The 26,591-nt window shown below is 60.9% G+C and carries 20 protein-coding genes; 15 read left to right on the forward strand and 5 right to left on the reverse strand.

The annotated features are described in order from the left end of the window. The 4 genes from SAB01S_RS16665 to SAB01S_RS16680 all read left to right on the forward strand — a co-directional run. Nucleotides 1-1,363: DUF262 domain-containing protein (locus SAB01S_RS16665; RefSeq protein ID WP_062734409.1), on the forward strand; the 1,363-nt coding region annotated here is incomplete at its 5' end. Then, nucleotides 1,360-4,497, forward strand: a complete 3,138-nt coding sequence (locus tag SAB01S_RS16670) for a type I restriction endonuclease subunit R (protein ID WP_062734411.1) — start codon at nucleotides 1,360-1,362, stop codon at nucleotides 4,495-4,497. The genes SAB01S_RS16665 and SAB01S_RS16670, both read left to right, overlap by 4 nt. Nucleotides 4,498-4,969: 472 nt before the next feature. Next, on the forward strand, nucleotides 4,970-7,294 hold the full coding sequence (locus SAB01S_RS16675) for a TonB-dependent receptor (RefSeq protein ID WP_062734464.1): 2,325 nt from the start codon (nucleotides 4,970-4,972) through the stop codon (nucleotides 7,292-7,294). Nucleotides 7,295-7,400: 106 nt separating this feature from the next. Next, a complete protein-coding gene (locus tag SAB01S_RS16680; RefSeq protein WP_062734413.1) occupies nucleotides 7,401-8,783 on the forward strand; it encodes an MFS transporter in 1,383 nt (460 codons plus the stop codon). Nucleotides 8,784-8,852: 69 nt separating this feature from the next. On the opposite strand, the gene SAB01S_RS16685 is transcribed toward SAB01S_RS16680, so the two are convergent. The 4 genes from SAB01S_RS16685 to SAB01S_RS16700 form a co-directional block, all read right to left on the reverse strand. Then, on the reverse strand, nucleotides 8,853-9,683 hold the full coding sequence (locus SAB01S_RS16685; protein WP_062734415.1) for a nuclear transport factor 2 family protein: 831 nt from the start codon (nucleotides 9,681-9,683) through the stop codon (nucleotides 8,853-8,855). Further along, nucleotides 9,680-11,362, reverse strand: coding sequence for a GMC oxidoreductase (locus SAB01S_RS16690; protein ID WP_062734417.1), 1,683 nt, complete (start codon nucleotides 11,360-11,362; stop codon nucleotides 9,680-9,682). The genes SAB01S_RS16685 and SAB01S_RS16690 overlap by 4 nt, the downstream gene beginning before the upstream one ends. Next, nucleotides 11,359-12,012, reverse strand: a complete 654-nt coding sequence (locus SAB01S_RS16695; RefSeq protein ID WP_083951413.1) for a gluconate 2-dehydrogenase subunit 3 family protein — start codon at nucleotides 12,010-12,012, stop codon at nucleotides 11,359-11,361. Before SAB01S_RS16695 ends, SAB01S_RS16690 begins: the two co-directional genes overlap by 4 nt. An 89-nt stretch (nucleotides 12,013-12,101) precedes the next feature. Then, nucleotides 12,102-13,607 carry an MFS transporter gene (locus SAB01S_RS16700; RefSeq protein ID WP_062734418.1) on the reverse strand — a complete coding sequence of 502 codons (1,506 nt, stop codon included), beginning with the start codon at nucleotides 13,605-13,607 and terminating at the stop codon, nucleotides 12,102-12,104. A gap of 178 nt (nucleotides 13,608-13,785) precedes the next feature. On the opposite strand from SAB01S_RS16700, the gene SAB01S_RS16705 reads away from it, so the two are divergent. Genes SAB01S_RS16705 through SAB01S_RS16715 form a run of 3 tightly spaced genes read left to right on the forward strand, consistent with a single transcriptional unit; the run spans nucleotide 13,786 to nucleotide 16,435 of the window. Next, nucleotides 13,786-15,015, forward strand: coding sequence for an MFS transporter (locus tag SAB01S_RS16705; protein WP_062734420.1), 1,230 nt, complete (start codon nucleotides 13,786-13,788; stop codon nucleotides 15,013-15,015). 3 nt (nucleotides 15,016-15,018) lie between these two features. Next, a complete protein-coding gene (locus tag SAB01S_RS16710; protein WP_062734423.1) occupies nucleotides 15,019-16,029 on the forward strand; it encodes a sugar phosphate isomerase/epimerase family protein in 1,011 nt (336 codons plus the stop codon). Nucleotides 16,030-16,042: 13 nt separating this feature from the next. Then, the gene (locus SAB01S_RS16715) at nucleotides 16,043-16,435 is read left to right on the forward strand and encodes a C-glycoside deglycosidase beta subunit domain-containing protein (protein ID WP_062734425.1); all 393 of its coding nucleotides are present in this window, start codon (nucleotides 16,043-16,045) and stop codon (nucleotides 16,433-16,435) included. Between the two features lie 186 nt (nucleotides 16,436-16,621). Here SAB01S_RS16715 and SAB01S_RS16720 read toward each other — a convergent pair whose 3' ends face one another. Continuing rightward, nucleotides 16,622-17,302 carry a TetR/AcrR family transcriptional regulator gene (locus SAB01S_RS16720; RefSeq protein ID WP_245646514.1) on the reverse strand — a complete coding sequence of 227 codons (681 nt, stop codon included), beginning with the start codon at nucleotides 17,300-17,302 and terminating at the stop codon, nucleotides 16,622-16,624. 116 nt (nucleotides 17,303-17,418) lie between these two features. Here SAB01S_RS16720 and SAB01S_RS16725 point away from each other — a divergent pair, with 116 nt between their 5' ends. The 8 genes from SAB01S_RS16725 to SAB01S_RS16760 all read left to right on the forward strand — a co-directional run bounded on the left by SAB01S_RS16725 (nucleotide 17,419) and on the right by SAB01S_RS16760 (nucleotide 26,591). Next, nucleotides 17,419-18,534, forward strand: a complete 1,116-nt coding sequence (locus SAB01S_RS16725; protein ID WP_245646513.1) for an LLM class flavin-dependent oxidoreductase — start codon at nucleotides 17,419-17,421, stop codon at nucleotides 18,532-18,534. A gap of 56 nt (nucleotides 18,535-18,590) precedes the next feature. Beyond that, a complete protein-coding gene (locus SAB01S_RS16730; protein WP_062734428.1) occupies nucleotides 18,591-19,166 on the forward strand; it encodes an NADPH-dependent FMN reductase in 576 nt (191 codons plus the stop codon). Next, nucleotides 19,163-21,550 (forward strand): glycoside hydrolase family 3 C-terminal domain-containing protein, encoded by a 2,388-nt coding sequence (locus SAB01S_RS16735; RefSeq protein ID WP_062734429.1) that lies wholly within the window; start codon nucleotides 19,163-19,165, stop codon nucleotides 21,548-21,550. The genes SAB01S_RS16730 and SAB01S_RS16735 overlap by 4 nt, the downstream gene beginning before the upstream one ends. Continuing rightward, entirely contained in the window at nucleotides 21,547-22,449 is a 903-nt protein-coding gene (locus SAB01S_RS16740; RefSeq protein ID WP_062734431.1) for a VOC family protein, read from the forward strand. Before SAB01S_RS16735 ends, SAB01S_RS16740 begins: the two co-directional genes overlap by 4 nt. 4 nt (nucleotides 22,450-22,453) lie before the next feature. Beyond that, nucleotides 22,454-23,611 carry an alpha/beta hydrolase family protein gene (locus tag SAB01S_RS16745; protein WP_062734432.1) on the forward strand — a complete coding sequence of 386 codons (1,158 nt, stop codon included), beginning with the start codon at nucleotides 22,454-22,456 and terminating at the stop codon, nucleotides 23,609-23,611. Nucleotides 23,612-23,734: 123 nt separating this feature from the next. Beyond that, nucleotides 23,735-24,514, forward strand: a complete 780-nt coding sequence (locus tag SAB01S_RS16750; protein ID WP_062734434.1) for a cyclase family protein — start codon at nucleotides 23,735-23,737, stop codon at nucleotides 24,512-24,514. Between the two features lie 5 nt (nucleotides 24,515-24,519). Further along, the gene (locus tag SAB01S_RS16755) at nucleotides 24,520-25,464 is read left to right on the forward strand and encodes a fumarylacetoacetate hydrolase family protein (RefSeq protein WP_062734435.1); all 945 of its coding nucleotides are present in this window, start codon (nucleotides 24,520-24,522) and stop codon (nucleotides 25,462-25,464) included. Nucleotides 25,465-25,466: 2 nt separating this feature from the next. Next, nucleotides 25,467-26,591, forward strand: a complete 1,125-nt coding sequence (locus tag SAB01S_RS16760) for a Gfo/Idh/MocA family protein (RefSeq protein ID WP_062734437.1) — start codon at nucleotides 25,467-25,469, stop codon at nucleotides 26,589-26,591.

Consider the following 26,591-nt stretch of genomic DNA (forward strand, 5'->3'; position numbering starts at 1 on the left):
GGCACTGGAGACTCCGCGCGATGGCTCTCGCTCGATCCGCAATTTGGGCGGTGCCTACGACACCGTGCGGGAATTCCTGTCGACCACGTTCAACGAAGATCAGGCGCAGCTGCTACGCTTCTACGGCTACCTCACCAACAAGGTGAAGGCGATCAGGATCGAAACGCCCACCATTGCCAAAGCCCTTAAGATCTTTGAGACGATCAACGATCGCGGGGTCGGGCTCGACGCGATGGATCTGCTCAAAAACCTACTGTTCATGCATGCCAAGGGGCAGGAATTCACCGAACTCAAGAGCGTATGGAAAGCGCTGACCGACGAGATCTATGCCGTCAATGAGAAACCGCTGCGGTTCCTGCGTTACTATCTCCTGGCCACGTTCGATCTCGACAGCAAACTACGCGAAGACGCAATTTACGACTGGTTCCAGAAGAATCCGAAGCTAACGGGCCATACGACTGAGCCCTTGGCCTTTGCGAAGCGACTGCGCGAAGCCGCACGGGCTTATGCCAATTTCTCGCGCGGAAAAAATGTTCTCGGTCAGCCCGAGCCCGGAATCGAGAACACGCGCTTGCTCGGCGGCCAATCGATCAAACAACATTTCATGTTGTTGTTGGCGGGGCGACATTTGCCTGCATCCCAGTTCTCCCGCTTGGCTGCGGAGGTCGAAAAGACCATGTTCGTATGGCTGGTGACATGGGTGTCCGCCAAAGAATACGAGCGTAAAATCGTAGATGCAGCTCACAAGCTGCGCCACATCAAGCCAGATGAGTTCGACGCTTTCATCGCCGAGACTTTCGTGAAGGAGCGAGCAGACCTCGCGCCGCAATTCGCCCGAACGATGAAGGAAATGAAGTCGACCTGGCTGCGCCAATTCCGTCTTCGTTATTTGCTCGCAAAGATCACCCAGGCGGTGGACCTCCAAGCCTATGGTCCAAGCGAGTCACGCGACCGGTTGGCCGACTATACGGCAGGGGGCAACGACATCGAGCACATCATGGCCGCAGGGGCGGATGCAGCCGCGATTGCTGAATTTGGCGAGCATGCTCAGGATGACGCCGTCATCCAGAGCCTCGGCAACCTGCTACTGATCGAAAAATCGATCAATCGGTCCATTTCGAACACCCAGTATTCCGAGAAAATCAAAAGCTACGCCCAGTCGAAGTTTCTTTTGACCCGCTGCCAGGCTAACACGGCGGCGCAGCTTGTCGGCGTGGCCGACCAGATTACCAAAACCGTGCAAGCGCTCGATTGCTGGCCCAAATGGACCGTGACGGACGTGGAAGCGCGTCAGCTTTTCCTTACCAGGCTTGCATGCCGCGTCTGGGACGTCCCGGTGGTGGAAGGGGTCGTCCCTGCATGACCAGCTTCTCCGAGGATGTGGTCGAACAGGCGAGCATCGAGATCCTGCAGGATCTGGGCTGGAACTATTTGCATGGCACAGTCATTGCGCCAGACGGCGCGGCGGCTGAACGGCAGGCCTTTTCTGATGTCATCCTGCTGCCACGCCTGGAGCGGGCCGTGGCCGATCTTAACCCCACGCTACCCGAAGCGGCGCGGTCGGAAGCGATCCGCCGGCTCCTAACGAGCGAAACCGGCTCGCTGGTCGAGGAAAACCGCCGCATCCACCGCCTGCTAACCGATGGTGTCCCTGTGGAGTACCGCAACAGCGACGGGCGGATCGTAGGCGACAAGGTCTGGCTACTCGATCTCGATAAGGTCGATGCCAACGACTGGCTGGCGGTCAACCAGTTCACCGTTGTGGAGGGCAGCCAGAACAGGCGGCCCGATGTGATCCTGTTCGTCAACGGCTTGCCGCTGGCGGTGCTCGAACTGAAAAACGCGGCGGCAGAGAACGCCACCATTGTTGACGCCTTTCATCAGTTGCAGACCTATCTTGCCCAGATCCCCAGCCTGTTCCGGACCAACGCCGTGTTGGTGACGTCTGACGGCATCGAAGCGCGGATCGGTTCACTGACGGCTGATCAGGAACGCTTCATGCCTTGGCGCACGGTGACCGGCGAAGACTTCGCTCATCGCGGCCAACCCGAACTAGAAACCCTGCTGCGCGGCGTATTTACCCGAGAGAACATTCTCGCCCTGATCCGCGATTTCATTGTGTTTGGCGATGCGGGCGCAGGTCCATTCAAGATCGTTGCTGGCTATCATCAGTTCCACGGCGCACGCAAAGCCATCCGCGAGGCCGTCGATGCGAGTGGCCCGGACGGCGACCGCAAGATCGGTGTCATCTGGCACACGCAAGGCTCGGGAAAGAGCTTCCTGATGGCGTTCTTTGCCGGCCTCGCGGTCAAGTCCCCCGAGCTTGAGAACCCTACGATCGTAGTCTTGACCGATCGAAACGATCTTGATGATCAGCTCGCCTCTACCTTCAGCTTGTGCAAGGATCTGCTGCGTCAGAATCCTGAGCAAGCCGAAAGCCGCGAAGATCTGCAGCGCCTGCTGGCGCGCACATCTGGCGGGGTAATCTTCACTACCGTCCAGAAGTTCTCGCCCGAGCGCGGCGAGGAAAGCTTCCCAATGTTGACGGGCCGCCGCAACGTGATCGTCATGGCGGATGAAGCCCACCGCAGCCAGTATGGCTTCGATGCCAAGCTGGACGCGAAAACTGGTGCCCGCCGGTATGGCTATGCCCACTACATCCGCCAAGCGATGCCCAATGCATCGTTCATTGGCTTTACTGGAACGCCCATCGAAGCGGCCGATGTTAATACGCCGGCGATTTTCGGCCAGTATATCGACATTTACGACATCAGCCGAGCCGTCGAAGATGGCGCGACGGTGCCGATCTACTACGAAAGTCGCCTTGCCCGGATTGAACTGGATGAGGACGAGAAGCCGCTGATCGACGCAGAGATCGAGGCTCTGGTTGAGGACGACACACTGAGTGAGGCCGAGAAGGCCAAGGCCAAATGGTCAACCGTTGAGTCGCTCGTGGGTTCGAAAAAGCGCCTGCAACAGATTGCCGCAGACATGGTGGCGCATCTTGAAGCCCGGACTGACGGCACCGAGTACAAGGCCATGGCTGTCTGCATGAGCCGCCGGATTTGCGTGGACCTCTACAACGATATCGTGGCGCTTCGTCCGGAATGGCACTCTGACGATGATGCCACCGGCGTGATCAAGATTGTTATGACCGGGGCAGCGTCGGATCCCCTCGACTGGCAACAGCACATCGGCAACAAACGACGTCGCGACGGGCTGGCGAAGCGGGCCCGTGATCCGAAAGATCCTTTGCGGCTGGTATTGGTGCGCGACATGTGGCTGACCGGCTTCGACGCCCCCTGCATGAATACCATGTACATTGACAAGCCGATGCGCGGCCATGGCCTGATGCAGGCAATCGCGCGCGTGAACCGAGTGTTTCGCGACAAGCCCGGCGGCCTGATCGTCGACTACATCGGCATCGCCCAGAACCTGAAAAAGGCGCTGAGCGATTACACCGACTCCGATCAGGAAAAGACCGGCATTGATGAGGCGGAGGCGATCGCCGTCCTGCTGGAACGCTACGAGATCGTAAGTGGGATCTTCCACGGCTTCGACTATAAGCCCGGCATCCACGGCGCGCCCATGGAAAGGCTGACCTGCCTCGCCGGCGCCATCGACTGGGTTCTCAAATGGGCCGAGGCTGAAGCCGGCAAGGCCCAATCGGCAGAAGATAAAAAGAAGGCCCATCGGCGCTATCTTGATCTCGTGCTTGAGCTGACCAAGGCCTATGCATTGGCCTCGGCCAGTGACGAGGCTCGCGATATCCGCGACGAGATCGGATTCTTCCAGGCCGTCCGTGCCGCCATCGCCAAGAACACCGCCACAGGTAAGCTCAGCCAGGCCGACAAGACGCTGGCAGTTCAGCAGCTAATCGACCGTGCCGTTGCCTCGGCCGAGATCGTCGATATTCTGAAGGTGGCAGGAATCGATTCCCCGGACATCTCCATACTGTCCGAGGAATTCCTGCTCGAAATTCAGGGCATGGAGAAGAAGAACCTTGCCCTCGAGGCCCTGAAGAAACTGCTGGCTGGCGAAATCTCAAGCCGTACCCGAACCAACGTCGTCGAGAGCCGGGCCTTCTCCAGGCGGCTGGAGGATGCAGTGGCGCGCTATCATGCCGGTGCTCTGTCAGCGGTTGAGATGATCAACGAGCTGATCGCACTAGCCAAAGACCTGAAGGCTGCCCAGCAACGGGGCGAAGACCAAGGCCTCACGCCAGACGAGTTAGCATTTTATGATGCGCTGGCCGAAAACGAGAGCGCGGTCGAAGCCATGGGTAGCGAACAGCTGCGGGTGATCGCGCACGAGCTGCTCAAACAACTGCGTCAAAATGTGACTGTAGACTGGCATCATCGCGAAAGTGCCCGTGCCCGGATGCGGGTCTTGGTAAAGCGTATCCTCAAGCGATTCGGATATCCGCCCGACCTCGCCGAGGAGGCGGTACAGACGGTGCTGGCACAGGCTGAAGTGCTTTTGCGGGAGGTGCCATGAACCAGGCAACGAAAGCATGTTACTTTGTTCGAAAACAAGTTTTCAGATAAAAGGCAATTCGCCGCAAAATTGAAACGATTCGGCGCGAACAAATGTCGAACTAAAAATGAACAGATTTTGATGGTATTTTTAATGGTATCGTCAAAAATAAATGAACATAATTTTTATATATTTCAGATGCTTACTGTCCTAATTCGATGTCGTCCCCGGCACCATATTCTCCCTTATCCGCAAATCTTTTGAAGGTCGTCGAAAGTATCGGCGGGCCTATCTCTATCTGTCCTCTCTTTTGCATGATCGAAGATAAGCTTTGAGCAGCGGCAGCCGCAGGGACGAAGCGCGGCTCCATTAAGCTGAGCAGAAACAAAAACTATAACCATCATTCGTGTATGGCTTGACACCTCAACCTGTCATATTAAAACGATCATTGTAGTTCGCAATTATGGCCGATAAGGCGCGATGGGGAGGAAATATGACGTATCTTGGCCGCATGTCAGCACTCATGGCTGGGGCGGCGCTTTCCGCATTGGCAAACCCTGGCTATGCTCAGCAGGCGGCATCTGCCGTCTCTGGCGAAGATGCGTCCGCCGAGATTATCGTTACCGCGCAAAATCGCCAGCAGTCGGTGCAGGATGTGCCCATCGCGATCGCCGTGATTTCTGCTGAGCAACTGGCAGCGGCAGGCGTGAACAGCGTGGCTTCGGTGGAGAAGGTTTCTCCCTCGCTTCAGATCACCAGCGATACGACGGCAACGCGCGTCACCGTCCGCGGGGTTGGCACGCTCAGCAACGGCGAAGCCCAGGATCAGTCGATCGCGGTGAACATCGACGGCGAGTATATCAACCGCCCTACCGTTCTGAACGCTGCCATTTTCGACATTGAGCGCGTCGAGGTTCTGCGGGGACCGCAGGGAACGCTCTACGGCCGCAACTCGACCGGCGGCGCCGTAAACTTCATTGCCCGCAAACCGGGTGATGAATTGGCCGTAAACGCGTCAGCCACCTATGGTAATTATAATCAGGTAATTTTGGACGGCGGCGTGACCGTACCGCTGGGCGATGTCGGCGGCATCCGCGTTGCCGGCATTTTTTCCGATCACAAGGGCTATAACAAGCATAGCGGCACGCCCTACCTGAACCTGCCCTATTTCACGGCTTCGCGCGGCCAGCGGAGCGGCGATGATCATACTTGGGGCGGACGCGCGTCCATTCGCCTCAAGCCGCTGGACGGTCTGGTTATCGACGCCGCTTACGAGCATATCGAGCAAGAAATCGTTCCGGCGACGCAGGCGTCTGTCAATCTGAACGATCCCGCCAACGCGCCGGGTGCCAATTGCCAGCGGAACGGCTTTGTAGAGGTTGGCCCCAACACGCCGGGCGTGCAGTGCATTCCGCAGAACACCAATTTCCTGTCCCGTATCGATCGCAATAACTATATTGCGGCGCTGACTGGCACGGGCATCTTCAATCTTCAGTCCGATGCCGTACGTGGTCGGATCGCCTATGATTTCGGTCCCGCGACGGTGACCTATACGGGCGGCTACCGCACGACCGACAATGACGGCAGCCTTGGGCTTCCGCCGACTTATTTCTTCCGCAATTACGGGTCTGGCGTGGATACGCAGAGCCACGAAATCCGCCTGAACGGCGACGCCGGCGGCATCGAGTGGCAGACGGGCGCTTTCTATTTCAAGGAAAAGCAATCCACCAACACGGGCCTTTACAATCCGTTCGTGGGACCGCCCGTGGGTCGCGTCGGCAGCTACATCAACTATTTCCGCCGCTTCGTGACCAGTGAAAGCTGGTCGGTCTTTGGCCAGGTCGAAGTGCCTTTGGGTGACGTGCTGACAGCTGTCGGTGGCCTGCGTTATACAAAGGACAAGCGCCGTGCGCTGTACAATAATTACGGTTTCCAGTTCAATTCGGGCCTGGTGGAGATCACCACTCCCGCCGCCAACCCGCTCAACCTGCGCTATAGCGGCGACCGTTTCAATTATCTGGCCGGGCTGAACTACAAGCCCAACCGGGACACGCTGGTGTATGCCAAGGTGTCGTCCGGGTACAAGGCGGGTGGTTTCGACGCGGTGGGCGTGTTCAAGCCCGAAAGCAATACCGCCTATGAAGGCGGCATGAAGCTGAATTTCGGGCCTGGGTCCCGCAATCAGTTCAACGTCACGGCGTTCTACTACGACTATAAGGATCTGCAGAACGATGTCCTGCTGGATTCCGCAGTGGGCGCACAGACCTTCAATTCGGGCAAGGCGACCATCTGGGGCGTTGAGGCGGAGACGGTCATCAACTTGTCCCGCAACGACCGCTTCACTGCGGCGTTCAATTATCTGAGCGCCAAATATGACGAGTTCATCGCGTCCTATGCCGTGCTGAACCCGGCGGATCCGAATCAGACCGGCCTGCTGGCGATCGATAATCCCGACCTGTCTGGCAACCGCCTGGCGCAGACGCCCAAATTTGTCATCAGTCTTGGCTATCAGCATATATTCGGATTGGGTTCCGCAGGTACGCTGACCGCCGACGCTTTTACGCGGTTCAAGAGCGACTATTATCTAACCTTCTTCAATTACCGCGATTCGCTGCAAAAGGCCTACACGCAATCGGATTTCAGTCTGGAGTGGCGGCCTGAGAGTGACAGGTTCGGCATCCAGGCGTTCGTGCGCAATTTGGAGAATGTCCGTCCGCTGACCTTTGCGGGATATACTGCGGCAGGCCCGGACGATGTCTTCAACTTTCAATTCGGGAATCCCCGTACTTACGGCGTGCGGTTGTCGGTCGATTTCTGATGATTGCGTGCTGATCCGGGAGAAATAGACCGAAGGATCAAGGGGCGGGGATGGCCAAATCGGCAGAGCCGCCCCTCACGCGCTGGATTAAAGGAGGGAAAGAGCAATGACGATTGCAATGTCAGGTGTCGACCAAGAGACAGCCTTTCCCTCCGATGCGGAACCAGACCGCGTGCGATCCTGGGAAAAGATAAGCTACGGCCTGGGCGATTTTGCTTGTGGCCTAGGCTGGAATGTCGTCGGCGCCTTCCTCCTCTATTTCTATACCAATGTCGCCTTGCTGCCGGCCGCTGCTGTGGGAACGTTGTTTCTGCTGTCCCGCCTGTTCGACGCAGGCGTTGACTTGGGCGTAGGGCTGCTGGTGGACCGGACGCGGACGCGCTGGGGACGGACCCGCCCCTATTTCCTGTTCACCGCCGTCCCCTTTTCCATTCTGCTGGTGCTGACGTTCACGACCATCGACGGATCGGCCGGCGCCAAACTGGCCTATGCCTATGTGACCTTTTCCCTGCTCGGCATCCTCTATTCCTTCCTGGCGGTGCCCTTTTCGGCGCTGATGCCGATGATGACAAAGGACCATGGCAGCCGGATGCAGCTGGGCAGCGCACGGGCCGTCGGCACATCAGTGTCGGTCATCCTGGCGACGGCCGCCACCATTCCTCTCGTTGGGCTATTGGGTGGCGGCGACGAACGGCTCGGCTTTGCGCTGGTTGCGGGCGTTTTCGCTGTTCTAACCCTTGCAGCGCTCCTCAATCTGTTCGCAAGTTGCCGCGAGCGCCATCATGACGAAATGCCGAAGGGCGAGGCGGTGGGGCCGCAGATCGGCAAGATGCTGCGCAATCGTGCATGGTTCGTGACGTTCCTCTTTTGCACGCTCAATTTTGTGCGTTTCGGCTGCGTGCTATCCGTCACGGCCTTTTTTGCGATCGAGGTCATGAAAGCGCCTTGGATGATCGGCATTCTGCTGCCAGCGGTATCGGGCACATTGCTGCTCAGCGCGTTCATCGCACCGATGATCTTCAAGCGCACGGGCATTCGTAAAGGCTGCATCGTGGCGCTGATCCTCGCGATCGCACTGCATTGCACGTTGCCCATGATCGAGGCGCAACACGGCCTGTTCCTCGCCATATTCCTGATTGCGGCGATCCTGATCAGTTTGACGATGACGGCAATCTTCACCATGGCGGCGGACGCCGTCGATTATCATGAATGGATTTTCGGCATTCGCAACGAAGGGTTGCTGTCGTCGGGCATCAGCCTGTCTACGAAGATCGGCATGGCGATCGGCACGGCGATTATCGCCTATGTGCTCGGGATGGCGGGCTATGATCCCACGACGGTGTCAGACAGCGCGCGAGCGGCGATTCGCTGGTCCTATTATGGCTGGCCGATCGGCATCATGCTGGTGCAGATTGTCGTGATCGCCTTCTGGCCCATGGACGGCCAGCATGAGCGCATACGCCGCGAAATCGCTGCACGAACAATCTGAAGAGGCATTGGAAGAAGGGCCGTGACTGCAGAATGTTGCCGCTCTTTTCCACCTCGTGGCAGCGATGGATCAGAACATGGGATGAGCGTTGCGTGACGTTTCCGGGAGGGGCTGGAACATATCCCAATGCTCGACGATCATGCCCTCATCATTGAAACGGAAAATCTCTACGATCGCTGCGCCCCTGTCGGTGACCGATAGCTTGCCGCGATAATGGACGGCCGCAAAATTGCCGTCGACGAGGGTGCGCTGGACGGAAAATGTCGCGCCCGGAGCCGCGCGTAGCGCGGTGATCGCCGCTATCGCCCCGGCTCTGCCCTGGCCCATGCGGCTGTTATGCTGAATGAGATTAGCGGCCACGAACCGGTTATACGCTGCCTCGACATCCCCTTTTGCAAATAGCGTGTCGATGAACGCACTGAATGCCTGCCGATTACGCGCCGTATCCCCCTTCTCCTTCGGGCCGATCGTCGTGGCGAGTGGATCACTGTCAGGGGCGACAGGTTGCAGCACGTCCCAATGTTCGACGATCCTTCCGTCTTCAAGCCGGTAGATATCCGCCACGGCCGCACCGTTTGTGCCGGGCTTGCCGCGACCGAACAAATGGACGAGCGCCAGATCATTGTCGACAAGCACATGTTTCACGTCGAAGCGTGAACCGGGTTGCGCGAACATCGGGGCGAGCGCCTCGATGGCCGCCTGCCGACCGTCGGGCAAGCCTGGATTATGTTGAATATAGTCGGGCGCTACATGCGCTTTGAATGCTCCAGCGACATCATGTTTGACATAAAGCCGCTCGATGAAGTCGCGCATGACGCGGTGATTGTCGATGGCCTGGGCAAAGACCGGAGCGGAGAGGGCAATCAGCGCGAGACCAGGCAACGCCCAGCGCGCGTTCAAATCACGCCCTCCTTCATCAGCGAGACCGCATGGTCGCAGGCGCGCGCCGTGAGCGCCATATAGGTTAGCGAGGGGTTCTGGCAGGCGGACGAACTCATTTGCGCGCCGTCGGTGACGAACAGGTTGGGAACGTCATGCGCCTGGCTCCACCGGTTCAGGACGGAAGTCTTGGGATCATGGCCCATGCGGGCGCCGCCCATTTCGTGGATTGCCGATCCGCCGATGCCGGGTTCGTCGAACCCCATCACGACATGACCGCCGGCCGCTTCCATCATGGCCGCCGCTTCCTTCTTCGCATCAGCCAGTGCGCGACGCTCATTGTCGCCATGCTCGAAATGGATGTTGAGCATCGGCAGCCCCTGCGGGTCGAGCTTGACGGGGTCGAGCGTGAGCCGGTTTGTCGCGCGCGGCAGGCTTTCGGCGAAACCGACGAAGACCATGCGCCATGGGCCAACCTTGCGGGTCTGTTCCTTGAAATCCTTACCAATTCCGGCGGAGCGCTTGGCCGCTGTCCATCCGCTTTGCAGCGCACCGCCCTGAAAGCTGTAACCGCGCGTAAAGTCGCCGTCCTTACGGTCGAGATTGCGGAAACGGGGAATGACCACGCCCGTCGGTCGATTACCGTAGGTCGTGCGATCTTCAAATCCCGGGATCATCGCCATGGTCGAGAGCGTCGACGCGTGATCCATGACGTGCGTCCCCAGCACGCCGCTGCTGTTGGCAAGGCCGTTTTGGAAGGCTTCGGAGCGCGAGCGCAGCAGAATGTGGACGCTGTTGAAAGCGCTTGCGTTGAGAAAGACGAGGCGCGCGCCATAGCGGGTCCGTGCGCCCGTCTTCACATCGATGACGCGGACGCCCGATGCTTTCTTGCTGACTGGATCATAGTCGACAGCCTCAACGAGCGAGTCGGTGATGACGGTCAGCCGGCCGGTCTTCTTCGCGGCCGGAAGAGTCGAGCTTTGCGTGCTGAAATAGGCGCCATAGGAACAGCCCCGGGCACAGATCGACCGATATTGGCAGGGGGCCCGCCCTTCCTTGGGTTGGGTCAGATTGGCGGTGCGGCCGATCGTCAGGCAGCGATCAGGCCATTTCTGGGCGATGGCCTGACGGACATGCTGTTCGACGACATTAAGGGCCATGGGCGGCAGGAACTTGCCGTCGGGCAGGGATGCGAGTCCTTCCGCAGCACCCGAGACGCCTATGAAATCTTCGACATAGTCATACCAGGGCGCGACATCCGCATAGCGGATCGGCCAGTCTGTGCCGTAGCCGTCCGCCTTGTTCGCGCCGAAATCATAGTCGGACCAGCGATAGCTCTGTCGTCCCCAGGTCAGCGACCGCCCGCCTAGCTGGTAGCTGCGCCACCAGTTGAATTGGGTGCCGTCGGCAACGGCATAGGGATTGTCCTTGTCATTGACGAAGTGGTTCTGCGTAAATTCGGTGAAATGCCGGTTCAGCCGCTGCACCGGATATTCGCGGGCATACAGTTCCGCGTCGCCTTCGCCACGAAATTCCATTTCCCAAGGGGCTTTGGTTTCGGTGACATAATCCGTGCCATGCTCGATCATGCGTCCCCGCTCGATCATCAGCACCTTGAGGCCTTTTTCCGTGAGTTCCTTGGCGGCCCACCCGCCGGTGATGCCTGAACCCACTACGATCGCGTCGAAATCCATGCTCATCCAAAATCCACCGCTGTCCAGTCGCTCGACCAGGAGCGGTTGTTGGGGGGAAGGGGAAGGTCCGGCTCCCAGCGGCCCGGAACCAGTTCATATTGCAACTCGCGGCTCGCGCCGACTTCGGAGGTGTAATAGCCGGTAAGGATCAAGGCCTTGAGCTTCTTCCAGGGATGATCCTGCCGTTCGCCCCCAAAGGCGTCGCCATCATAGGCCGCGAGCAGCGTATGCTGGCGGTCCGGCTTGAGGCTGAGGAAGTCGCCAGAGGCATGCCGGTTGAGGTCCCGCGCGACCTGCTCCAACACCGGAAAGCCGCCACGATAGCCGGCCATGCGCACGGGTCCGGAAATCGGCGGCGTGGTTTCGTCCAAGCCATGGAGCAGGGCCAGTTCGACGAAGGCGGGGACGCCAACCGCCACTGCGCCAGGCGTATCGGTGGCAGGGATGACAAGGTCGGACAAGCGCGCGATCAGCAGCTTTTCCGACTCGCTCGCACCCGTTTCGTCGCCGCCCCGACTTTGCTGCCAGATGTAAAGGGGAAGGCCGGCCAGCACGGCCAACACAGCCGCGCCGCCGATCAGTTGACGTCGATCGACGCCTTTTTCTAAGGCTGTTCCAGCGGGCTTTGCCGCGTCGGCCTGATGGCGTTCTGCCATTTCCTCTCCCTGGTCGACAATGGGCGACCTGAAATGAACTGTAATTCTATTTCTTTATCTAGTGTTGTTAGCTTTCGCAAGAGGCGCGATCAGCGCGGCGGCGCGTGGCCGCGGATTTTGAGATTGCGTGGAATGTAAAGCGCCAGCACCGCGGTGAGCAATAGCATCGCGCAGATCACGCCCGCTGACACACTGAATGCCCTGAGGGCGTCGGCACTGACCACGTCCTGTTCCGGCTGAACCAGGAAAAAAAGTGTTCCGACCGCCGCTGTTCCGACCGCAGCGCCCAGTTGCTGCACGGCCTTGAGCATGCCGGACGCGGCGCCGGCATGGTCGACATCAACCTCCGACAGCGCGCAGGGTGGCAAGGGACCGCCGGTCAGACCCATTCCCAAGCCCATGATGAGAAGCGGCAATGCCAATAGCGGTGGCGCATGCGCAATCAAATCAGGTGTGTGAAACAGCCAGGTTAGCGCGGCGAGGCCGGTAACCATCAGCAGCGCCCCCCAGCTTATGATGACGGGGCCATAGCGCGGCAAGGCCTTGCGCGACAGCATACCGATCGCAAAGGAGGCGCCAAACGCATACGGAACATGCGCCAGCCCGACTTGGGCCGGGGTAAAGCCCAGCCCACGCTGCATCGCAAGCGTGAGCGTGAACATGAGGCCGCCGGTCGCTATCTGGAAGGCAATTGTCGTCAGCAGGCCAAACGAAAATCCGCGCGCGTGGAACAATTCCGGCACGATCAGCGCGGACCCGTCACGGGCCATGCGACCCCGGCTGTAGCGCATCAGAATCGCCGCAATCGGAACGCTCGATCCCATCAGCACGAACCCCCAGAGCGGCCAGCCATAGTCACGTCCCTGGATCAGGGGGAAAATAAGCGCGAAGAGAAGGGCAAGAACCAGACAGGTCCCGGGAACGTCGAACCGTGGACTGCGGGAGGACTTGCCGGCGGGAAGAATGCGCGCCGCAAGCACCAGCGCTGCAATGCCGATTGGCAAATTGACGAGAAATATCGGGCGCCAGCCAAGGCCAAGCAAATTGGCGCTGAGCAGGAAACCGCCGATCACTGGCCCCAGCACTGCGGCGAGACCGCCAAGAACGCCGAACAGCGCCAGGGCAGACACACGTTCATGGGGGGGATACATGATCTGCGTCAGCGACATGACTTGCGGCAACATGATCGCCGCCGCGCCGCCTTGAAGCAGTCGCGCTGCTACAAGCTGGCCAGGCGTCTGCGCGATCCCGCACAGCAGCGAGGTCAGAGTAAAGCCCGCAACGCCCAGCAAGAAGGCCCGGCTATATCCCACCATGTCGCCCAGGCGCCCCCCGGTGATGAGAAGCAGCGAAAAGACGGTGGAATAGCCCGCGACCATCCATTGGACCTCTGCATCGCTGGCGCCCAGTTGCGCTTGCAAGGTTGGAACCGCGACGTTGATGATCGTCATGTCGACCAGATCGAGAACCATCGCCGTCGCGACGATGGCAAGTGCAAGGCTGCGCTGCCCGGTACTGAGCAGGGCGGCTGAAGCGACTGCGCTCTGTGGTGCGACCGCGACAGCAGCGTCCCGTCCCGTTGCCCGGTCACGCATGCACTTCCCTCCTAATATAGAACCATTATTCTATTCCGTTAAATGCTGCGGGTGGGATCGTCAAGTCGATCGCATGGTGCCGGATGGCTTGACACTGCAGACTTCAACCAATAGACGAATATTGGTTCTAATTAGAGGCGGCGTAGGAGTCGTCCGGTGTAGAGGAGCCCGAGGCGCAGTGCATTCCATCGTCGATTTCTTCCGCCGACTAACCCTTGTGCCACAAGGCGCAACAATCGTCTTTGCGGGCTTCCTGCCGATTTTTGCGATCGTGTCGATGTTCCCGGCAATTCCCGCCATCATCGACCATTTTGCCGCCGACCCCGACGCGCGCTGGAAAGTGCCTATGATGGTGTCGGCGCCAGGCCTGACCATCGCGTTGATCGCGCCCTTTGCCGGCTTCTTCGTCGACCGTTTTGGCCGCCGCCCGCTTCTGATCGGGGCGACCTTGCTCTATGGCGTCGTGGGGACCGCGCCCTTTTTTCTTGACAGCCTTGATGCCCTGATCGTGTGTCGGCTGTTGCTGGGCGTGGCGGAGGCCGCGATCCTGACGATCGTGAACGCGCTGATCGCCGACTATTGGGACGACCGCGGCCGCAAGGACTGGCTGTTTCTTCAGGGCGTTTGCGGCCCTTTCCTTGCGTCGGGCGTCATCCTTCTGTCCGGTATGGCATCGGCTGTGCGGTGGAACGGTATCTTCCTTGTCTATGCGGTCGCCTTCCCGATTTTCATCGCGATGATCCTCTGGTTGTTCGAACCGCGTCGCGCGGATGGTGCGACCATCGCAGATATTGCACGGAAAGAGCCCGCGGCGCGCACGCCTTTTCCAGGCGCGTCACTGGTTCTGATCGGCGGCACCACTTTGGTGGCGTCAGCGCTCTATTATGTGTTCATCATCAGCGGTTCGCTTGCCTGGCGAGAGGTCGGCGTCATGGACTCTGCCCGCATTGGCCAGCTCACCGCGATACCCAGCCTCTTTGTCATGCTGGGTGCGCTGATCTTTCGGTTGATGGGCGGCATGTCGCACAAGATCAAGCTGGCGACCTTTTTCGGGCTGCTGGGCCTTGGCCTTGCCGGGATCGGCCTCGCGCCCGATTGGCGTTGGCTGACTGCCGCCCTGATCGTCCAGCAGACAGGCGCGGGCATGGCGGTTGCGACCATCATCTTCTGGGCGCAGAGCATGTTGCCGTTTGAACATCGCGGCCGCGGCATGGGCGTGTGGACCGCCTGCTTCTTCTTTGGCCAATTTTCCAGTCCCTGGCTGGTGCATCAGGCGGAAAACCTTGTCGGGTCCATGCAGGGCGCGTTTCTTGCGGCGGGCCTGGTAGGCATTTTTGCCGGCATTACGATCATTGGCTTCCTGCGTGACGGAAGCACTCAAAATCCATCCATCGCTCCTGCAGAGTAAATCATGACAAGCGACATCAAGCGGGGCGTCAGCCTCTACAGTTTTCAGCACGAAACCTTCCAGGGCAAGATGACCCTGGAGGATTGCTTCAAGGCGTGTGCAGATATGGGTGCGTCGGGTATCGAGGTCATCGGCGAGCAAACCTTCTGGGGCTGGCCCGAGGCTGCCGTCGACGACGCGAAGATCGAGGAGTGGCACCACCTCATCAAGACCTACAACGCGACCGCCGTCTGCCACGATTTCATGCTCGACTACAAACGCTACAAGGGCAGGACCATGTCCCTAGAGGAGCAGGTCGCCAGCGTCAGGAAGGATCTGGATTTCGCGGCCCGGCTCGGCGTCAAATATGTCCGCGCGCTGGTGTCGATCGCGCCCGAAGTTCTGGTCGTCGCCGCGCCCTATGCCGAGGAAAAAGATATCAAGATACTGATCGAGGTGCACGCACCGCTGCATTTCGATCATCCCTGGATCATCCGACACGCCGAAGCCTTCGAAAAGTCCGGTTCCGATGCGCTTGGGTTTCTGCCCGACATGGGGATGTTCCTGTTCAAGTTTCCGCCGGTGTGGAAGGAGCGATTCATCCGCAACGGCGTCCCGCGACACATCGCCGATTATATTGAGAAAGCCTATGAGGACCGCGTTCTTTCGGAATATGTGATCCTGAACGTGCGTGAGATGGGCGGTGAGGGGCCTGCGCTCGGCATGGCGGAAACGCTGCGCCACAATGCAGCGTTCGAGCCGAAACGGATGCTGGATTACATGCACCGCATCCACAATATTCACGGCAAATTCTACCAGATGGATGAAAATCTGGTCGAACCGTCCATTCCCTATGAAGAGATCGTCCGGGTGCTTAAGCAGGGCGGCTACAAGGGCTATATCTGCTCGGAATATGAAGGAAATCGCTGGATCGAGGACGCGCAGGAAGTCGATTCGGTCGAGCAGGTGCGGCGTCAGCAGGAAATGCTCAAGAGCTTGATCGGCGAACCCACCCCCACCGCGCTCGCGACCTGAGGAGACACCAGACATGTTCGACAAGATGATGCTGTGCGACGAGGGCTTCGAGAATGCCGTCGAGAACGGCGAGACGATCGGCTTCTCGCTGCTCGCCCGCCTGCCCTATTACCGTGGCCTTGGCCTTTCGATGATCGAGGACATCGGCCTTACGATCGATGGCGAGCCGGTGAAGCGCGAGGACATCCGCTTTTCCGTCCGGGGCCGCAGCTGGACCCTCGATGAAATGGAGACCGTCTATGACGATCGCTGGAACTTCGGTGAAAAGGCGAAGGTGACGGTGCTGAGGACGGGCGGCCTGACACCAGGCGCGCACAAGGTCGACATCGCGGTGCGAATGCGCGTGTCCTACCTTCCCTTCGTGCCGACCACGAAAACGGGCCGCGAGCTGCAACTCGCTGCCTGATCTGAAGGGGTGCGGCACGCAGGGGGCGGCCGCACCTCCTCGTTTATGACCGGCCGAAACGCGACGCGATCGATACTGCCTCAAGGTGTCCGATATTACCCTTCGCTGGTCCGCTCCGGCGTCCGGGCAGACAAATCTGAGACGCGCGGGTTTATGGCGCCGGCGTGGGGTTCGTCACCCTCCGGCTCATTTTTTTGCGCGCAGAAACGCTGGACACATGATCGCCAGATCTTCCTTCAACTCTTCCCAATTCCCCTGGTTGGCGGCTTCCGGCGACGAGCCCAGGCCAAGGAAACGCGCAAGCGTATAATAGATCATGCGGAACACATTGCTGACGAGCCGTTGATGGTCCGGCCGTCCGAATTCATCTGCGAAGCGCAACAACTGCGCCTCCGCTTCTCGCTCCAGTTTCTCCGCCGAACTCCTGCCAAGTGCCGATATCGCCTGATCATAGATGGCGCGAAACATGATGGGACGAAGCACCGGGCTGAATCGCTTGAGCAGCTCGGCATAGGCCTCCACAAACTGGCGCGAAAATTCGTCGAGCGTCGATGTATTCTGACGAATTTGCGCCATCATCGCATCCTGTTCCTCGCCAATCTCTGTAAGGACACGGCCATGCACAGCCCGGATCAGATCGTCCTTGCTGTCAAATCTCAGATAGATGGAGCCGATCGATACCTTTCCGGCTTTCGCCACTTCGGTAAGGGTGAAGTCGTCATTGCCACGCTTCACCATCAGCTTTTCCGCGGCGGTCAACATCCGTTCGTAGGACGCGCGGCTACGCCCCTGCTGCGGAACGCGTGAAGCCTCCGCCGTCAGGGAAATAGAATCAGTCTTCGCTTTCACGGTTGACATCGCCGGCATCGTCACCTTATCAATAATAATAACGTTGGTTCTAATTTATCTTTATTCTGACGGCTTGGGAAGCCAATGTAAACCGGCCGTCATATGAGCGCGAGCGATTTGCGCCGCTGGAGGGGATGATGCGCTTTTCCGTATTTCTGAATGCCCGGTCGATGGCGCCCGATAAGGATCGCCAGCTGATTCACGATCTGACAGACCACGCCGTCCTGGCGGAGGCGCTGGGCTTCGACGCCATCTTCATGCCAGACCATCATTTCAATGGTTATATGCCGATCGCGTCCGACAGCTTCATGTTTGCGTCCTATCTGGCCGCCAAGCTGCCGCGGATGCATTTCGGCTTCTCGGTCGTATCAGTGCCCCTGCACCATCCCGTGCGCTTCGTGGAGCGCATCAACATCCTCGATCAGTTGACCGACGGAAAGTTGATGGTGGGCGTCGGGAGCGGCACGACCCCGGAGGAAATGATAGGCTTCGGCGTCAACTACAAGGATGCTGGCGCGGTTTCAGAAGCCAATCTGGCGCTCGCGGAACAGCTGTGGGCGAAGGGCATGGAAGATCCCGCGATCGAGATCGATAACGGTCCGCACAAGGGGCGGGTGCTTCAGCGGATCGCCCCGGCGCAGTATACGAAGGGGCATGCGCCGCTGATGCCGGTCGCCATGAAGGAAACGAGCACCCGTCGCGCCGCCGAAAATGGATGGCCAGCCTTTATCCCCGCCTTCACCCCGCCCAAGATTGGCGGGACCGAGCCGATGAAGCATGTCGCCAAATATTACGGCATCTATCGGCAGATGCTGGAAGAGGCGGGGCATGCCCCGGATGTCGTGGCCAAGGCGCTCGACTGGACCACGCATACCTATCAGTGCGTCCATGTCGCCGAAAGCGACGACCAGGCGCGCGAAGAGCTGGAAATCATCCTGCGCTCCTATCAGGACGCGATCGAGCGCGAAGCGGAGTTCAACGCCCGCGCCGAATCAGACAGCGCCAACAAGAAGACCGACCGCACGCCCAACGCGCTGACCGAGGACTGGATCGGCACATGGTGTCTCTATGGCGCGCCCGAGACCGTGATCGAGCATCTGAAGCCTTATGAAGAACTGGGCATAGGCAATATCCTGTGCGGCACCACCACCGGCCCGCTGACCGAAGAAAGGCTGCGGCTGGGCAACCAGACGCTGCAGCTGATTTCCGACAAGGTGATGCCGGCGTTCAAGGTGCGCGAACCGGCCTGATCGTATCGACAGGTGCGCGATCCGTCAGAAGGTCGCGCACCGACAAGGAGTGAGAAATGCCTGATCGTCCCAAGCGGATCGTGGGCCTGGGCGGAACATTCCGGCAGGCATCGTCAAGCGAGCGACTCGTGCGTGCCGTACTGGCGCAATGCGCGGCCATGGGCGCGGAAACGACCATGTTCGACGGGCCCGCGCTCGCACGCCTCCCTCATTTCAATCCCGAACAGCCTGACCGCACAGAGGACGAGCGCGCACTCGTCGAGGCAATCCGCGATTGCGACGGCATCGTGATCGGCAGTCCGGGATATCATGGCGGATATTCCGGTCTCGTCAAAAACGCCGTGGACCTGCTGGAGGACTTGCGTGGCGATGATCGCGTCTATTTCGACGGCCGACCGGTCGGCCTGGTCGTGACCGCCGCGGGATGGCAGGCGTGCGGGACGACCTTGTCAGCCTTGCGCGATGTGGTGCACGCAATGCGCGGATGGCCGACGCCAGTGGGCATTGCCGTTAATTCCGTCGAACAGCGCCCCTTCGGTCCCGACGACGCGCTGGTTGACGACGCCATTGCCGGAGCGGTCCGCGCGCAGGCACGACAGATCATGGCTTTTGCCGTGGAGACGATTGCATGATCGATACGCTGACGCTTGAAGAACAACTCGCAATGACCGCGGGCGCGGCCATGTGGTCGACCGTGGGCTATGAGAAGGCCGGCATCCCCTCGCTCTCTATGGCGGACGGCCCCATGGGCATCGCGAGTGGCCGCGTGGATGAGCGGGACGTGGCGTTGCTGACGCCCTGCCCCACGGCGCTCGGGGCCAGTTGGGACGTGGAGCTCACTGCGAGGGTGGGCACGCTGGTCGGGGGCGAGGCGATCCGCATGGGCGTGGACATGGTTCTGGCGCCCAACGTCAACCTCGCCCGCAGCCCTTTGGCGGGGCGCGCGTTTGAATATTTTTCCGAAGAGCCTGTGCTGGCCGGTGTACTGGGCGCTGCCTGGACGACCGGCCTGCAATCGACCGGCACGGCGTCGGTGGTAAAGCATCTGGTCTGCAATGACAGCGAAACCGACCGCGACCGGATGAACGCCGTGGTCGACGAACGTACCTTGCGCGAAGTCTATCTGCTGCCGTTCGAGCTATGTGCTGAGGCCGGGGCAGGCGGAATGCTGGCGGCCTACAACCGGGTCAATGGCGACTGGTGCGCCGAACAGCATCACGTCCTCACGACGATCGTGAAGGGTGAGTGGAATTATCCCGGCCTCATCATGAGCGACTGGTTCGGCACGCATTCGACCGCCGCTACGCTCCGGGCCGGTCTGGATCTCGAAATGCCCGGCCCAGCGCGTTTCCTCGGCTTCAAGGCGAACGATGCGCTGGAACAGGGCGAGCTCGACGCCGACCGGATCAAAGATGCGGCCCAGCGTGTGATGCGGGCGGCTCTGCGCTTCAAGCAGGAAAAGAAAGCGCTCATCGCGGGCAAGGGCGCAAACGAGCTTCTGGTCGAAGCGGCAGCGGCCGGCTTCGTCATGTTGCGGAACGAAGGGGGGCTGCTGCCGCTCGTGCCGGGGCGCGACAAGCATATCGCCATCATCGGGCCGAACGCGGCCGCCCCCTGCTATCAGGGCGGCACCTTTGCCAAGATTGCCGTGTCCCCTGACGCCGTGCGCCCGCTTGAAGCCATCAAAGCGCGCTTCGCCGACCATGCCCGTGTGGATTATGAGCCCGGGGTCGACCCGCAACCGCGCCTGCCTGCGATGCCCGTGCGCCCGATACGCGATCTGGGTGACGGCTATGCCGAGGGCATGACCATCGACTATTATGATGGGCAGGGGCAGGACGCCCGGCTTGTCGCCAGCGAAACCCGCGATACCAACTCGCTGGTGTGGTTCACCGGCGTTCACGACGATGTTGCGACCCTTGATCGTCCCGCCCGTATCGTGGCGCGCGGTATGTTCCACGCGGAGCATAGCGGCGATCATATATTTTATCTCGGCGCCACGGGGCCGGTGGTCATGCACCTCGACGGTCGCGAAATTCTGGCGCAACAGGAACCGATCCCTTCGTCGGACGTGATGGGCAAGCTCAAGAGTGGAGACGCGCGCAGTGTGTCGCTGCCGCTCGACGCTGGTCAGAATGCTGTGATCGAGATCGAGTTCACATATGATCCGGCGCGGGTTCACGGGCTATGGTACGGCATCCGCCGGCCGGACACGCCCGAAGCGATGCTGGCCCGCGCCGTGGCGTTGGCGAAGCAGGCGGACGCCGTTATCCTGGTGGTGGGCGAAACCTCCGACGCCAGCGTCGAGAGCAAGGATCGCAAGGACACGCATCTTCCCGCAGAGCAAATCGCACTGATCGAAGCCGTGACGGCCGCCAATCCCCGGACGGCGGTTGTCGCCAATGTCGGTCATGCCTTTGATACGCGGTGGGAAGACCAAGCGGCTGCGTTGCTGATCGCATGGTATCCGGGCGAAGGATTTGGCGAGGCGATCGCGCAGGTATTGGCGGGCGATCGCGAGCCGGGCGGAAGGATGCCGGTCGCCATCGCGCGCGAGGAGAGCGATTATCCCGCATTTTCGCTCACGCCCGATGTCAATGGCGACCTCGTTTATGTCGAAGGCACGCGGATTGGCTATCGGGGCATGGCCGATCCCCGGCACACGCTGGGCGAGGGATCGGGCTATGCCGAGGTCGCGCTGCTGGCGGCTCAGGTCGAACGGAACGACGATGGCGGGCTGGCGGTGCGTGCCACCGTCGAGAACCGCTCCGACCGCGCCGGAAGCGACGTGATCCAGATTTACCGCCGCGCGCCCGAATTGGCGCTTTGCGCCTTCGCCAAGGTGCATCTCGCAGCGGGCGAACGGCGAGACATCGTCATTGTCATCGCCCACCGACGCCTGCAAACCTGGCGGGACGGCTGGGTGGATATTGAAAATCCGGGCCTGTTCGCCGGGCGATCCGCCCGCGACATGGCCTTTGACCTTCCCCTTCCTGCCTTGGAGTCCGTTGGATGACGCGCGTAAGTGAGATTCGATATGTTGGCTATGCGCTGCCTGATGTGGCGGCGGAGCGGGCCTTTTATGCGGACCAGTGGAAGCTGGTGGAGGCCGGCGAGCGGGACGGGATGGTGTATTTTGCGGCGGACGGCGGCGCGGAAAACTATGTCGTGCGGCTGCGGCAGGCAGACGAGCAGCGGGTGGACGTGATCGCGCTGGCGGCGGACAGCCGGAGCGATGTCGATGCGCTGCATGAGAAGGTGGCGGCGTCGGGGTGCCGGATCATCTTTGCGCCCAAAGAGCTGGAGACGCTGGGTGGGGGCTATGGGTTCCGCTTCTTCTCCCCCGACGGTCTGCCGTTCGAGGTGTCGAGCGACGTCCACGTCCGCGTACCGCGCACGCTGGAACGCTGGGAAGGGGTGCCGCAGAAAATCAGCCACATCGTGCTGCATTCGCCGGACCACAAGGCGCTGGTGCAATGGTTCTGCGACGTGCTGGGCTTCAAGGTTTCGGACTGGTTGGGCGACTTCATGTGCTTCCTGCGCTGCAACGCAGCGCATCACCGCATCGCCGTGCTGCCGGGGCCGCCCTGTCTTAACCACGTCGCCTATGACATGCTCTCGGTCGACGACATGATGGTCGGGATCAATCGACTGAAGCAGAAGGGTACGGACATTCGCTGGGGGCCGGGGCGGCACACGGCTGGCAACAACACATTCAGCTATTTCACCACGCCCGCCGGCTTTGCAGTCGAATATACGTCGGAACTGGAAGAGGTGGACTTTGAGGGCCATGAGGCGAAAGTCCATGTGCCCGGCCCCAAGGTGATGGACCAGTGGGGTATTGGCGTTGGCGGGCCGCAGACCATGCCACACCCGGAAGCCGACAAGGGACTGTTCGTAGGCGGCGAGGTCTGATCCCGTGGCGCTCTACGAACCCTTCCCCAACTATATCTGGAATCTCTCGGTCGCGATCGCGATGGAGAGCGGCGGGCAGATCGGCGAGATCGTCGATATGTGCCAGCCCATCAAAGATGCCGCCGCAAACGGCGCGGACGCCGGCACGCCCACGTTCATGAAGGCATGGGCGGCCATGGGCGATAAATTGCTGGAACTGGCGGACGAGGATGAGGCGAAAGGCCGCGCCTTTTCGGCCTCCAACAAGCTGGAGCGCGCATCGCTCTACCTGTTCACTGCCGAGCGGATGCAGGGCCATGGTGCGCCGGGCCGTGAGGAAACCTACGCCAGGGCGCGCGCGGCGTTCGACCGGTCGACCGGCCTCGGTCGGATCAACCGAGCGCGAGTTGAGATTTCGCTCGACAACGGCACCATGCCCGCGCTTTTCACCCGCGCGCCGGGCGAGGGGAAGAAGCCTGTGGTCGTCTTCTGCAACGGCCTCGATAGCTGCAAGGAACTGCTGTACTGGACCCGCCTGCCCCATGAACTGGCGCGGCGCGGCATTTCGACCCTGTGCGTTGATCAGCCGGGCTCGGGCGAGGCATTGCGCTTGCAGAAGCTGCCCGTCGATCCGCACAGCGAAAGCTGGGCCAGCAAGGCGGTGGACTGGCTGGAGCAGCAGCCTGAGGTCGACCCCAAGGCCATCGGCATGACCGGCATTTCCCTGGGCGGCCATTTCGCGCCGCGCGCCGTCGCCTACGAACCGCGCTTTGCCTCTGGCGCGGTGTGGGGCGCAAACCATAACTGGCGCGAGGTGCAGGGCAAACGCATGGCGCGCGAGGGCGAGAACCCGGTCCCCCATTACTGGGCGCATGTCCACTGGGCGTTCGGCGCGAAGGATCAGGCGGACTTTCTCGCAAAGTCCGAGGCGATGAACCTCAACGGCCATATGGATCGCGTGCATGTGCCCTTCCTCGTCACGCACGGCGCGAACGACCGGCAGATCAGCGTCGCCTACGCTGACGAACTCTACGACCAGCTTATCAACAGCCCGCGCCGCGAGAAGATGATCTTCACCCCCCGCGAGGGCGGCGTCGAACATGTCGGCGCCGACAACATGGCCTATGGCCGCGACCTTCTCGCCGACTGGTTTGCTGAAACATTGGGCGGGAAAACCGGTTGAACCGCGCATGACCTGTTCCAACGAAACACAGGCGCGGCCGCCTGTCATGCCGCCAGTCCCAAGCGCCGTCCTCCCTTGGCGCGAAGGACCGGCGGTCTTTTTATTTTTGCCGGAGTCCCTGTCATGACCCGCCATTTTGTCGATCTGTCGATCACGCTGTGCAATGACGTCGTAAGCGATCCGCCTTTCCTGAAGCCGGAAATCACGTACCAGACGCACATGGATACAGCGCCTGAGCTGGACATTTTCTTCCCTGGCGTCACGGCAAAGGACACCCCCGACGAAGCGGGATTCGCCGCGTCAGAATGGGTGAAGCTGACCACCCATAGCGGCACACATCTCGACGCGCCCTATCATTTTCATCCGACCATGAACGGCGGCGAGCGCTCGATCACGATCGACGAAGTGCCGCTCGACTGGTGCTTCCGACCGGGCGTCAAGCTCGACTTCCGCCATTTCGCCGACGGTTATGTCGTCACGGCGCAGGATGTGGAGGATGAACTGGCGCGCATCGGTCATGACCTGCAACCTCTCGACATCGTGCTGGTGAACACGGCGGCGGGCAAGGCGCTGGGCCGGCCCGACTATGTCAATGTCGGCTGCGGGATGGGCTATGAAGCGACTATGTATCTGACCACGCGCGGGGTGCGCGTTACCGGTACCGATGCCTGGAGCTGGGACGCGCCCTTCGCCCACACCGCGCAGAAGGTGAACGAAACCGGCGACACCTCGCTCATCTGGGAAGGTCATAAGGCAGGTCGCGACATCGGCTATTGCCACTTGGAAAAGCTGCACAATCTGGAAGCCCTGCCGGGTAACGGCTTTACCGTCAGTTGCTTCCCCCACAAGATCAAGGGCGCATCGGCGGGTTGGACCCGCGCGGTCGCGATTTTCGAGGACTAAAGCCGATGCGTCTTGCCACCCTCGACAACGGCACGCCGGACGGCACGTTGGTTGTCCTATCACGCGACGCGGAGCGCTGCCTGCGTGCTGAACGAACTATGCAGCAGGCCATGGAGGACTGGCAGCAGGCCGAGCGGGTGCTTCGATCGCTCGCGGATCGTCTGGACGATGGCGAAGGCGAGGAATTCGATCAGGGCCGCTTGCTCGCCCCACTGCCGCGCGCCTGGCAGTGGCTCGACGGATCGGCATTCCCGCAGCATGGCGAGCTCATGCAGCAGGCGTTCAATCTGCCGCCGATCGAGACGGACCGGCCTCTCATGTATCAAGGCCTGTCGGACCGTTTCCTGCCGGGTCATGCCGATGTTCCGTTGCCCAACGAAGCGGACGGCATCGATTTCGAGGGTGAATATGGCGTCATCACCGACGCCGTGCCGATGGGCGTCACACCGCAGCAGGCGATGGCGCATATCAGGCTCGTCATCCTCATCAACGACTGGTCGCTACGCGCCATCGCGCCCGTCGAGATGAAAACGGGGTTCGGCTGGGTGCAGGCCAAGCCTGCCTGCGCTGCCGCGCCCTTCGCGCTCACGCCGGACGCGCTGGGCGAAGCGTGGAAGGACGGGCGCGTCCAGCTGCCGCTCCATGTCACGCTGAACGGCCAATGGTTCGGCCATCCCCATGGGGGCGAAATGGCCTTTGGCTTTCACGATCTTGTCGCCCACGCCGCCCGCACCCGCGATCTTGTCGCAGGAACCATCATCGGCTCCGGCACCGTCTCAAATGCCGATTACGCGAAGGTCGGTTCCGCCTGCATCTCCGAACGCCGCGCCATCGAGATGATCGACAGCGGCGCGCCGCAGACACCCTTTATGCGTTTTGGCGATCGCATCCGGCTCGAAGTCGAAGGCGGCATCTTCGGGGCGGTCGATCAGATAGTGGTGGGAGCATAAGCATGGCGAAGCTGAAAATGGCGATGGTGGGCGGCGGCCCCGGCGCGTTCATCGGCCCGGTGCATCGCATCGCCGCGGAACTGGACGGCCAGATCTCCCTTGTCGCTGGCGCATTCAGCAGCAATGCCGCGCGATCCAAAGAGGCTGGCGCGCATTATCGCATCGCCGCCGACCGGGCCTATTCCGATCTCGACGCGCTGATCGCCGCCGAAGCCGCGCGTCCGGATGGCGTCGATTTCCTCTCTATCGTCACACCCAACCACCTGCACCTGCCCGCCGCTCGCGCGGCTTTGAACGCGGGCCTTCCGGTCATGAGCGACAAGCCGGCGACCGCCACCCTGGACGAAGCGCTGGAGCTACGCCGCATCGTGCGCGCCAGCGGTCAGCCCTATGCGCTTACCTACACCTATTCGGGCTATCCGCTGGTGCGGGAGGCGCGCGCGCGGGTCGCTGCCGGCGCGATCGGCGCGGTGCGCAAGGTGGTGGTCGAATATCCTCAAGGCTGGCTCGCCGCTGGTTCGGAGGGCAAGCAGGCGGAATGGCGCGTCGATCCTGCGCGATCCGGCCTTGGCGGCTGCATCGGCGACATCGGTGTCCACGCGTTTCACCTCGCCGAGTTCGTGACCGGCCTCACCGTTATCGAGTTGCTGGCGGACATCGCTGCCGTCGTGCCCGGCCGGCAGCTGGACGACGACTGCACCGTGCTGCTGCGGTTCGACAATGGCGCGCGCGGCGTGCTGATGGCATCGCAGATTTCGGTGGGGGAGCGCAACGGGCTGCGGCTACGTGTCTATGGCGAGACGGGCGGCCTAGATTGGCGTCAGGAATCGCCAAACAGCCTTATCCTGCATCATGGCGACGGACGGACCGAGATCGTCCAGGCTGGCGACGCCACGCTGGGGCCGGACGCCCAAGGGGCCAGCCGCACGCCCGGCGGCCACCCGGAAGGGTATCTGGAAGCCTTCGCCAATCTGTACAAGGATTTTGCCGGCCTATTGCGTGGGCAGGCTGCGACCCTTTTGCCCGGCATAGACGACGGCGTCCGGTCGATGGCGTTCATTGCCACAGCAGTCGAAGCGAGCAAGAGCGGCGCGGGCTGGACGCCGCTCCTCATTCCCGGAGAGTGA

The sequence above is a fragment of the Sphingobium abikonense NBRC 16140 genome, from assembly GCF_001598335.1.
Taxonomy (GTDB): domain Bacteria; phylum Pseudomonadota; class Alphaproteobacteria; order Sphingomonadales; family Sphingomonadaceae; genus Sphingobium; species Sphingobium abikonense.

Excerpts from the sequence above, each read along its gene's own strand:
- SAB01S_RS16670 (WP_062734411.1), top strand. The coding sequence starts at position 1,360 with ATGACCAGCTTCTCCGAGGATGTGGTCGAACAGGCGAGCATCGAGATC.
- SAB01S_RS16675 (WP_062734464.1), top strand. The coding sequence starts at position 4,970 with ATGACGTATCTTGGCCGCATGTCAGCACTCATGGCTGGGGCGGCGCTT.
- SAB01S_RS16680 (WP_062734413.1), top strand. The coding sequence starts at position 7,401 with ATGACGATTGCAATGTCAGGTGTCGACCAAGAGACAGCCTTTCCCTCC.
- SAB01S_RS16690 (WP_062734417.1), bottom strand. The coding sequence starts at position 11,362 with ATGAGCATGGATTTCGACGCGATCGTAGTGGGTTCAGGCATCACCGGC.
- SAB01S_RS16695 (WP_083951413.1), bottom strand. The coding sequence starts at position 12,012 with ATGGCAGAACGCCATCAGGCCGACGCGGCAAAGCCCGCTGGAACAGCC.
- SAB01S_RS16700 (WP_062734418.1), bottom strand. The coding sequence starts at position 13,607 with ATGCGTGACCGGGCAACGGGACGGGACGCTGCTGTCGCGGTCGCACCA.
- SAB01S_RS16710 (WP_062734423.1), top strand. The coding sequence starts at position 15,019 with ATGACAAGCGACATCAAGCGGGGCGTCAGCCTCTACAGTTTTCAGCAC.
- SAB01S_RS16715 (WP_062734425.1), top strand. The coding sequence starts at position 16,043 with ATGTTCGACAAGATGATGCTGTGCGACGAGGGCTTCGAGAATGCCGTC.
- SAB01S_RS16720 (WP_245646514.1), bottom strand. The coding sequence starts at position 17,302 with ATGCCGGCGATGTCAACCGTGAAAGCGAAGACTGATTCTATTTCCCTG.
- SAB01S_RS16725 (WP_245646513.1), top strand. The coding sequence starts at position 17,419 with ATGATGCGCTTTTCCGTATTTCTGAATGCCCGGTCGATGGCGCCCGAT.
- SAB01S_RS16730 (WP_062734428.1), top strand. The coding sequence starts at position 18,591 with ATGCCTGATCGTCCCAAGCGGATCGTGGGCCTGGGCGGAACATTCCGG.
- SAB01S_RS16735 (WP_062734429.1), top strand. The coding sequence starts at position 19,163 with ATGATCGATACGCTGACGCTTGAAGAACAACTCGCAATGACCGCGGGC.
- SAB01S_RS16740 (WP_062734431.1), top strand. The coding sequence starts at position 21,547 with ATGACGCGCGTAAGTGAGATTCGATATGTTGGCTATGCGCTGCCTGAT.
- SAB01S_RS16750 (WP_062734434.1), top strand. The coding sequence starts at position 23,735 with ATGACCCGCCATTTTGTCGATCTGTCGATCACGCTGTGCAATGACGTC.
- SAB01S_RS16755 (WP_062734435.1), top strand. The coding sequence starts at position 24,520 with ATGCGTCTTGCCACCCTCGACAACGGCACGCCGGACGGCACGTTGGTT.
- SAB01S_RS16760 (WP_062734437.1), top strand. The coding sequence starts at position 25,467 with ATGGCGAAGCTGAAAATGGCGATGGTGGGCGGCGGCCCCGGCGCGTTC.